Below are 6,857 nucleotides of genomic sequence, written 5' to 3' on the forward strand. Positions count from 1 at the left end.
CTCTTCGACGTTCGTGCCCCACAAAAGACCTCGGCCGCGGATCGCTCCGCGGCCGACGTCATCGAACAGGTGGCTCGATCACACCTTGTTCACGAGCGCGGTGATGGCGTTGCCCTTGTAGAACTCCGTCACCTTCTTCATGTCGCCGTTCGCGATTGCGTAGAGGATCGCGGCGCTCGCGGCGTGCACGGACTTCGTCCCGTTGTAATCGGTGCTCAGGCCCGTCGTCGGGTCGATGCCCAATGCCGTGTTGTTGGTCTTCGGATGACCGTGCCAGCCGGCCGGGATGTAGCCATTGCCCATCACGTAGATCCAGTTCGCGCCGCCCGGCGTCGAATCGGGCCACGCCGGCCGCGTGAGCGGATCGTGCGGGTGATCGCCGTGGACCGTGGTGATGACGGTCTTGTCCAGGTTCTTCGCGGTGCAGGCCGGATCCGGCGAATTCGCGAGGTCCTGGTAGAACCGGTCGAGGAACATGCCGTAGTACTTCACCACGTTCCGCGCGCCGGCGAGCTGCGCGAAGGTCTCGTGCGGATCGGTGAAGATGCCGCCGCCCGTCTCCGGCACGACGCCGATGATCACCTGGTTCGTCAACCCGAGCGTGAAGGCCTTCTTCGTGATGATGAGGGCCTTCGCCAGGTTGAGGAGCCTGTCCTTGCCATTCTGGCCACCGAAGAACATGCTCGCCGCCATTCCCTCGACCTCGGTGGCCCCGTAAAACGCGAGGTCCTCGGTCTTCGGCATGAGCTGCGAGGCGAGGTTGCGGCCAATGAGGTTCGAGGCCTTCTTGGCGATGTCGAGCTCGCGCGCCCAGGTCGGGCGCCCCGCAGCCTCGCGCAGGCCGAGGATCGCCTTGTAATAGGTCTCGAACATCGACTTGTCCTCCTGCGCGAGCAGGATCGCCTTCGACGCGGCGCTGTTGAACAGGTCGACCATCGAGTCCGCGCTCGGCACGACCGAGAGCGTCGGCGCGCCCGGCGCGGAGCCGATCGAGGCCGGCGCGACGCCGATCGAGGGCAGGATCGAGGTCGTCGTGCGTTGCAATGCGCCGATCGCGGCGAAAAGCGTGACGCTGTTACCGACGATGCCGTCGCCGCTGTTGTTCGTATTGCCCGGGAGCGCGCCGTCGATCGTGATCTGGCGGAGCGGCTTTCGGTGGTGCACGGCCGTGTCCGCGACGAGGAACGCGCTCATCGGGCGGTACACCGACTGCGTCGCCTGGTCGACGAACGGCGAATCCGGACCGTAGAAGAACGGCCGATCGGCAGGGCCCGACTTGAAATACGACGACTCGTCGACGTAGTTCGTCATGAAGCCCTGGCCGATGGCGTCGTACGCGAAGGCCGCGTTCTGGGCGGCCGCGACGTCGGGCAGCGGCCACATGAGCTGCCAGAGGCAGAAATTGCCGCCGCCGGAGACGATACCGACGTGGCGGTTCGTCTCGCCGCACGCCTCGGCGGCGAGCGCGGTGCCGCCCTCGTCGGCGATGAAATTGAGAAGCCGCGAGCGCTCGAGCGCGAAGCCCGCGCCCGCCGCGGCCATCAGCCGGAGGAAGTTCCGGCGCTGGGGGCCGCGCAAATCCTTGAGTTTGTAGTTTGCCATGGCCCGTTCTCCTACTCGCAGGTATGCGCCGCGCTCAGAAACGCAGCGACGGTGAGCGCGCGCTTGTTCGCGAGATCCTTGGGATCCGCCTTGTTCGCCTGCTCGATCATCAGGTTGCAGAGGTCCATGTCGTCTTCGGTCGCGGGCCGGCCCATGAGGCAGCTCAGCGAGTTGTAGACGCACTTGCCCGTGGCGGCGTCGAACATGGGGTTGCCCACGCCGCTGATCTTGCACTCCTCGGCGTTCTCGATGTTCTGGATGATCTCGGGCGCGGCCTGGATGAAGATGTCGAGCACCTTCGCGGCCGCCGAGATCGTATAGAAATACGACTCGCCCATGCGCGCGTCGAAATTCGCCACGCCGAGCGAATCCTTCGTCGCCGCCGATTTGTAGAGCTGGCCCGCCGTCGGGGGCTGGCCCGCCGCGGCCACCTTGTTGAGATCCACGCCGCGCGTCGTGAGCAGATCGCCGAGCGCCGCATACGTGAGCTTGCTGCAGGAATGCAGCCGCGTGCGGATCTCCGGCGGTCCTTCGGCCGCGCGCTTCTTCAGGATGTCGAACGGATCATCCTGGCCCGCCTGCGTCGGGTCCATCGGGTGATGGAAGTTGTTGCTGCCATTCTCGCTCGTCTCGGGATCGCCGTTCGATTGCGCGCCCGCGCCGGCCGAGCCGCCGCCCGCGCCGCCCGCGCCGCCCGTGCCGCCCGTGCCGCCCGCGCCGGGGCCCGACGTCGTCGGCACGCAGTCCTCGCCCATCGGATCCTGCGTGCCGAGGCACGCCGCGAATCCGAAGCCGATCGTGAAGAACAGGCCGGGCAGCGCCCAGCCGAGGAAGCTCCGTGCCATGATCAATACCTCACGAAGTCGTCGTGGACGAACGCCGCGCGGATGATCTCGCGCAGGTTGTAGTTGGTCTTGAATTGCGTGACGAGCGGGGCGATGACCGAATCGGGCACGTCCGCCAGATCGTAGACCGCGTCGCCCTTCGACATGGCGTAGTTCCAGGCGCGGACGACCGCGCACCGCGCGACCTCGTCGTCCGCCGCCATGCGCTGGCCGAACTCGAGGAGGTTCGCCGCGGGCTGGCCGAACTTGAACGCCGTCGTCTCGCCGGGGGGCAGGTAATCGCTCAGCTTGACCTTCGGATTGCCCTCGATGGGCACCGTGGCCGAGAACTCGAGGACGCCGTCCATTCCGGCGGCGGGCTCGACGTATTTGCCAGCGTCGTCGTAGGCCGCGAAGAGCGGGGCGCGATGGTTCATCGAGCCGTGGCAGTTCGCGCAGATCGTCGACGAATAATCGAGGAAGTCGACACGACCGCCGTTCGCCGCGCCGCCGATCGATTCGAACGGCCAGGGCGACGTATAGAAGCCGCCGCCCTTCGGCTCCGGCGTGGATCGGTATTCGGCCGGCATCTTGCGACAGGAGAACGTCTCCTGGATGAACCGGACGCGCCGGAACGCGAGCGCGCTCGCGTACTGGGCCATGAGGCCCGCGTCCGTGAGCACGCCGGCCGCCGGCGCGGCGGCGGGGCCGTTCGCGCAATCGACGGGCGTGAACGTGCCGGTCGCCGGGTCGAACGTGGGGCAGGTGCCGCTCGTGGCCGTGAAGATCTGGCGATAATCGCCGCCCTCGACCGTGACCTTCGCCGCGAAGAGCGGCGCGTTGTTGCGGTTCGGCGCCTCGTTCGCCGCCATCGCACCCGAGCGGAACGTGTTCTTCCAGTAATCGATCATCACCGCGGCGAACCGAGGCGACGCCATGTACTGGTCGACGAGCGTCTCGTAGACCTGCTTCGGATTCGCCGCGCTCCGGACGCCCTCGACCTCATCGTTCTTCGGCAGCTTGCCGACGAGCTTGAGGCTCGCGGTGCGCAGCGCCTCGCTGTAGGAGACCACGCGCTCGTCGAGCACGGTCTTCACTTCATTGCCGCCGGAGCCGGTCGTCGTGCCGCCGCTCGTCGTCGGATCGCCGCCCGATCCGCCATTGCCGACGGTGGTCGACGCCGTGGATCCGCCCTCGCCGCCGCCCGCGGAGGGCGGACAGGGCTTGCCCCCATTGGCGGGCGGCCCGCCGAGGAGCTTGTTGGGATCGTCCGGGTTGCACGCAGAAAGGACCAAAGAAAGTCCGATCAGCGCGGTCCCGGTCCACGCTCTCTTGCCCCATTTCATTGTCATTGCTGCTCCGCCATGATCCAAGGCTCCACCTTGGTCTTGAAAGCGTTGTATGCGTTCAGATCACCGTCGAACTTGTACATGTGCACGATCGGCTGCACCGGATCCGTCACCTGCAGGATCTGGCTCGTCGCCGGATCACCCGGCTTGATGCGTGCACGCACCTCCTGGCATGCTGCGGTCGGCATCATCGCGTTGAGCTCCGACAGATCCATCGTGCCCTTCGCCTGCGGGTTTGCCCCGCCGTGACATTTCATCATGCACGTCTGCATGACCGGCACGACCTCCTGCTGGAACAGCGTGAGATTGGCGCAGCCCGTCCCCGGGCCCGCGTTGCCGCCGTAGACCTCGATGAGCTCGAACGCAATGCCGAGGTATGCCCCCTTCTGCCAGTTCGTCAGGACGACCTCGCCGGTGCCGAGCGTGTTGTCCCCGCCGAGCGTGAACGTCTGGTCGAGATTCGAGAAGCTGTCGACCGGATCCGGATCGCCCGGTTGTCCGGGCACGTACACCGTGAAGACCGGGTGCATGATGTGCAGCGGCTTGTCCACCACGGGGTGCACCGTGATGTTCGTCAGCCGGAGCATCGTGGGCTCATCACTCGTGCCGCCGAGCGCCTCCGCGAAGAACGCGATCGACATGTACTGGAACTCCTCGCCGAGCGCGTCGAGGTAGACCGTGTTCAGCGCGCCGCCAGGCAAAGGCCGGAACGGACGCACGCTCGGCCCGATGTCCCCGTTGCCCTCCGGCAGCCCCGCGGCCTCCGCCGTGAGCCACTCGAGCACGCCGGGCTTGACGCCCTCCGGGATCCTCGGCGCCTCGCCGCCGCCGTGGTTCGCCGACTCCGGATGCGTGAGCAAAATGCTCTGCTCGGGCGCCTTGACCACGATGCCCGGCCAGAACGTTATCGTCTGGTACCGCTCCTCCGGCGTCATCCCCGCGAGGAACGGCGCCGGCGCCGAGCCGCCCTTCTTGTGGCAAATGTTGCAATTCGCCACGAGGTCGGGCTCGATTTTCAGGAAAAGCTCGTACGCCGACGGCCCCGAAGGCCCGCCCCCACCGCCACCGCCCGCGCCCCCGCCACCGCCGGTCGCGCCAGTCCCCTCCGACGAGCCCTCCGAGTTACTGCTCGAACACCCGCTCATCCCCGCGATCGTGACCACTACGCCGAGCGACAGGAGCAGCGCCAAAATGGAGCGGCCCGGGGATCCGATTTCACGAGAAGTTTTCACTGCCATAAAGGATCGAGGGTGATCCAGGTGGATCGATGCATGTCCACCCGGGGAGGCCCGGGACACCGAGGGCGCGCGCCTTTTGCGGCATCGATCAGCGCGGCCCTCGCCTCGATTCGCCCGTCTCGAGGATCGAGGACGAGCCGAGATCGGATCGGATTATGCGCCCCTATTCCCGCGATGGGAAGGAGTTCTTGATGCTCGACGACATCCTTGGTACCGAAAAAGGATGTCTCAACGCCGCGCGTCGCTCGCCCTCGCGAGCGCGCTCCTCGCCGCGCTCACCGCGTCGTCGGTCACGAGCTGCGTGCTCATCGCCGAGATCGATTACGATCTCATCCCCGACGATACAGCCGCCCCGGACGCAGGCGCAGGCGGCGGCGCACCCGACAGCGGCAGCGACGCAAGCTGCACCTCGGACACGAGCTGCGACGACGGAAACCCCTGCACCGCCGACACATGCATGGCCGGCGCGTGCGCCTCGACGCCCCTCGCGATAGGCGCGTCCTGCGGCGCCCCAGAGAACTGCGTCGAGAGCTTCGCCTGCGACGCGATGGGCGCATGCGTGCCGAAGCCGATCGCCACAGACGACGGCGATCCCTGCACGACCGATTCCTGCGATCCGCAGACGGGCGCAGTCTCGCACGCCCCGGTCGGCGGCGCCTGTCTCTCGTGGGTCCCGTTGCCCTCGGAAAACGCGCCTTCGCCGCGCTTCAACCACACCGCAGTGTGGACCGGCAAGCACATGATCATCTGGGGCGGCGAGCGCACCGGCCCCGATCCGCTGCTCGGCGACGGCGCGCTCTACGATCCGATGACGAAGACGTGGAAAGCCATGAGCACCGTCAACGCCCCCTCCCCGCGCTTCGGGCACACAGCCGTCTGGACAGGCCAGGTCATGATGGTGTGGGGCGGCTATTCAACGAACGGGCTCGTCGGCGCAGGCGCGAGCTACAACCCGAACACCGATACCTGGACGACGCTCCCAACGACCAACGAGCCCGCCCCGCGCACCCGGCACTCAGCCGTCACAACCGGCCAGTACATGATCGTCTGGGGAGGCACCTCGGAGAACCAGGCGCTGCTCTCCGGCGGCCGCTACCACATCCCGACGAAGACCTGGTCCCCCACGAGCACGATGGGCGCCCCGAGCCCGCGCACACAGCACTCCGCGACCTGGATAGGCGATCGCATGGTCGTGTGGGGCGGGATGGACTACTTCGATTGGCTCGGCGACGGCGCGACGTACTCGCCGTTCGACGACAAGTGGCTGGCGAAGACCTCCACGACGAACGCAGCGTCGTTCCGCGAATCCCACACAGCCCTGTGGACGGGCTCGGAGATCTACATCTGGGGCGGCTGGAACGGCGGGCCCTACCTCGACACCGGCGCAATCTTCGACCCCAACAACGGCGCGCAAGGCACCTGGACGCCCATGACCACGACAGGCGCGCCGAGCCCGCGGCAATCGCACGTCGCAGTCTGGACCGGTTCATCCATGGTCGTCTGGGGAGGCTGCGGAGATCTCGTCTGCACCGGGAGTCTCGGCGACGGCGGGCGGTACACCCCCGGCATGAACGGCGGGACCTGGGAGCCAATCCCCGAGGTGCCCACGCTGAGCTCGCGCCGCCACGCGACGGCCGTATGGACCGGCGCACGGATCCTCGTGTGGGGCGGCCGCGACGCCGCAGGCGCGCTCGGCACCGGCGCCGAAGCACAGCCCTGACGAACCTGCCACACACACACGCAGCGTTGCGCCGGGGTTTCACCCCGGACCCCGACCAGGGGTTGTTCACCCCTGGACCCGAACCAGCGCAAGCGCTGGACCCGGGGTCGATGAACTGCGCGAT

At 67.4% G+C, this 6,857-nt stretch carries 5 protein-coding genes; 1 reads left to right on the plus strand and 4 read right to left on the minus strand.

Going from position 1 to position 6,857, the window contains the following annotated elements; all coding sequences use genetic code 11:
- Positions 1–78: 78 nt before the first annotated feature.
- The 4 genes from QHF84_RS03215 to QHF84_RS03230 are packed head-to-tail and all read right to left on the minus strand — an operon-like array spanning position 79 to position 5,007.
- Positions 79–1,602 (minus strand): hypothetical protein, encoded by a 1,524-nt coding sequence (locus QHF84_RS03215; protein ID WP_281311661.1) that lies wholly within the window; start codon positions 1,600–1,602, stop codon positions 79–81.
- An 11-nt stretch (positions 1,603–1,613) separates the two neighbouring features.
- Positions 1,614–2,447 (minus strand): hypothetical protein, encoded by an 834-nt coding sequence (locus QHF84_RS03220; RefSeq protein ID WP_281311662.1) that lies wholly within the window; start codon positions 2,445–2,447, stop codon positions 1,614–1,616.
- Between the two features lie 2 nt (positions 2,448–2,449).
- The gene (locus tag QHF84_RS03225) at positions 2,450–3,772 is read right to left on the minus strand and encodes a DUF1549 domain-containing protein (protein WP_281311663.1); all 1,323 of its coding nucleotides are present in this window, start codon (positions 3,770–3,772) and stop codon (positions 2,450–2,452) included.
- Positions 3,773–3,774: 2 nt separating this feature from the next.
- Positions 3,775–5,007 (minus strand): cytochrome c, encoded by a 1,233-nt coding sequence (locus QHF84_RS03230; RefSeq protein ID WP_281311664.1) that lies wholly within the window; start codon positions 5,005–5,007, stop codon positions 3,775–3,777.
- A gap of 229 nt (positions 5,008–5,236) precedes the next feature.
- Between QHF84_RS03230 and QHF84_RS03235 the strand changes: the two genes are divergently transcribed.
- Complete coding sequence (locus tag QHF84_RS03235) at positions 5,237–6,733, plus strand: hypothetical protein (protein ID WP_281311665.1); 1,497 nt, start codon at positions 5,237–5,239, stop codon at positions 6,731–6,733.
- The last annotated feature ends 124 nt before the right edge of the window (positions 6,734–6,857 follow it).

Source organism: Polyangium sp. y55x31 (assembly GCF_029946505.1).
In the GTDB taxonomy this organism is placed as follows: domain Bacteria; phylum Myxococcota_A; class Polyangia; order Polyangiales; family Polyangiaceae; genus Polyangium.

Bases quoted from the DNA above. Each gene is read 5' to 3' on its own strand.
- QHF84_RS03235 (WP_281311665.1), top strand. From the start codon at position 5,237: ATGTCTCAACGCCGCGCGTCGCTCGCCCTCGCGAGCGCGCTCCTCGCC.
- QHF84_RS03215 (WP_281311661.1), bottom strand. From the start codon at position 1,602: ATGGCAAACTACAAACTCAAGGATTTGCGCGGCCCCCAGCGCCGGAAC.
- QHF84_RS03225 (WP_281311663.1), bottom strand. From the start codon at position 3,772: ATGAAATGGGGCAAGAGAGCGTGGACCGGGACCGCGCTGATCGGACTT.
- QHF84_RS03220 (WP_281311662.1), bottom strand. From the start codon at position 2,447: ATGGCACGGAGCTTCCTCGGCTGGGCGCTGCCCGGCCTGTTCTTCACG.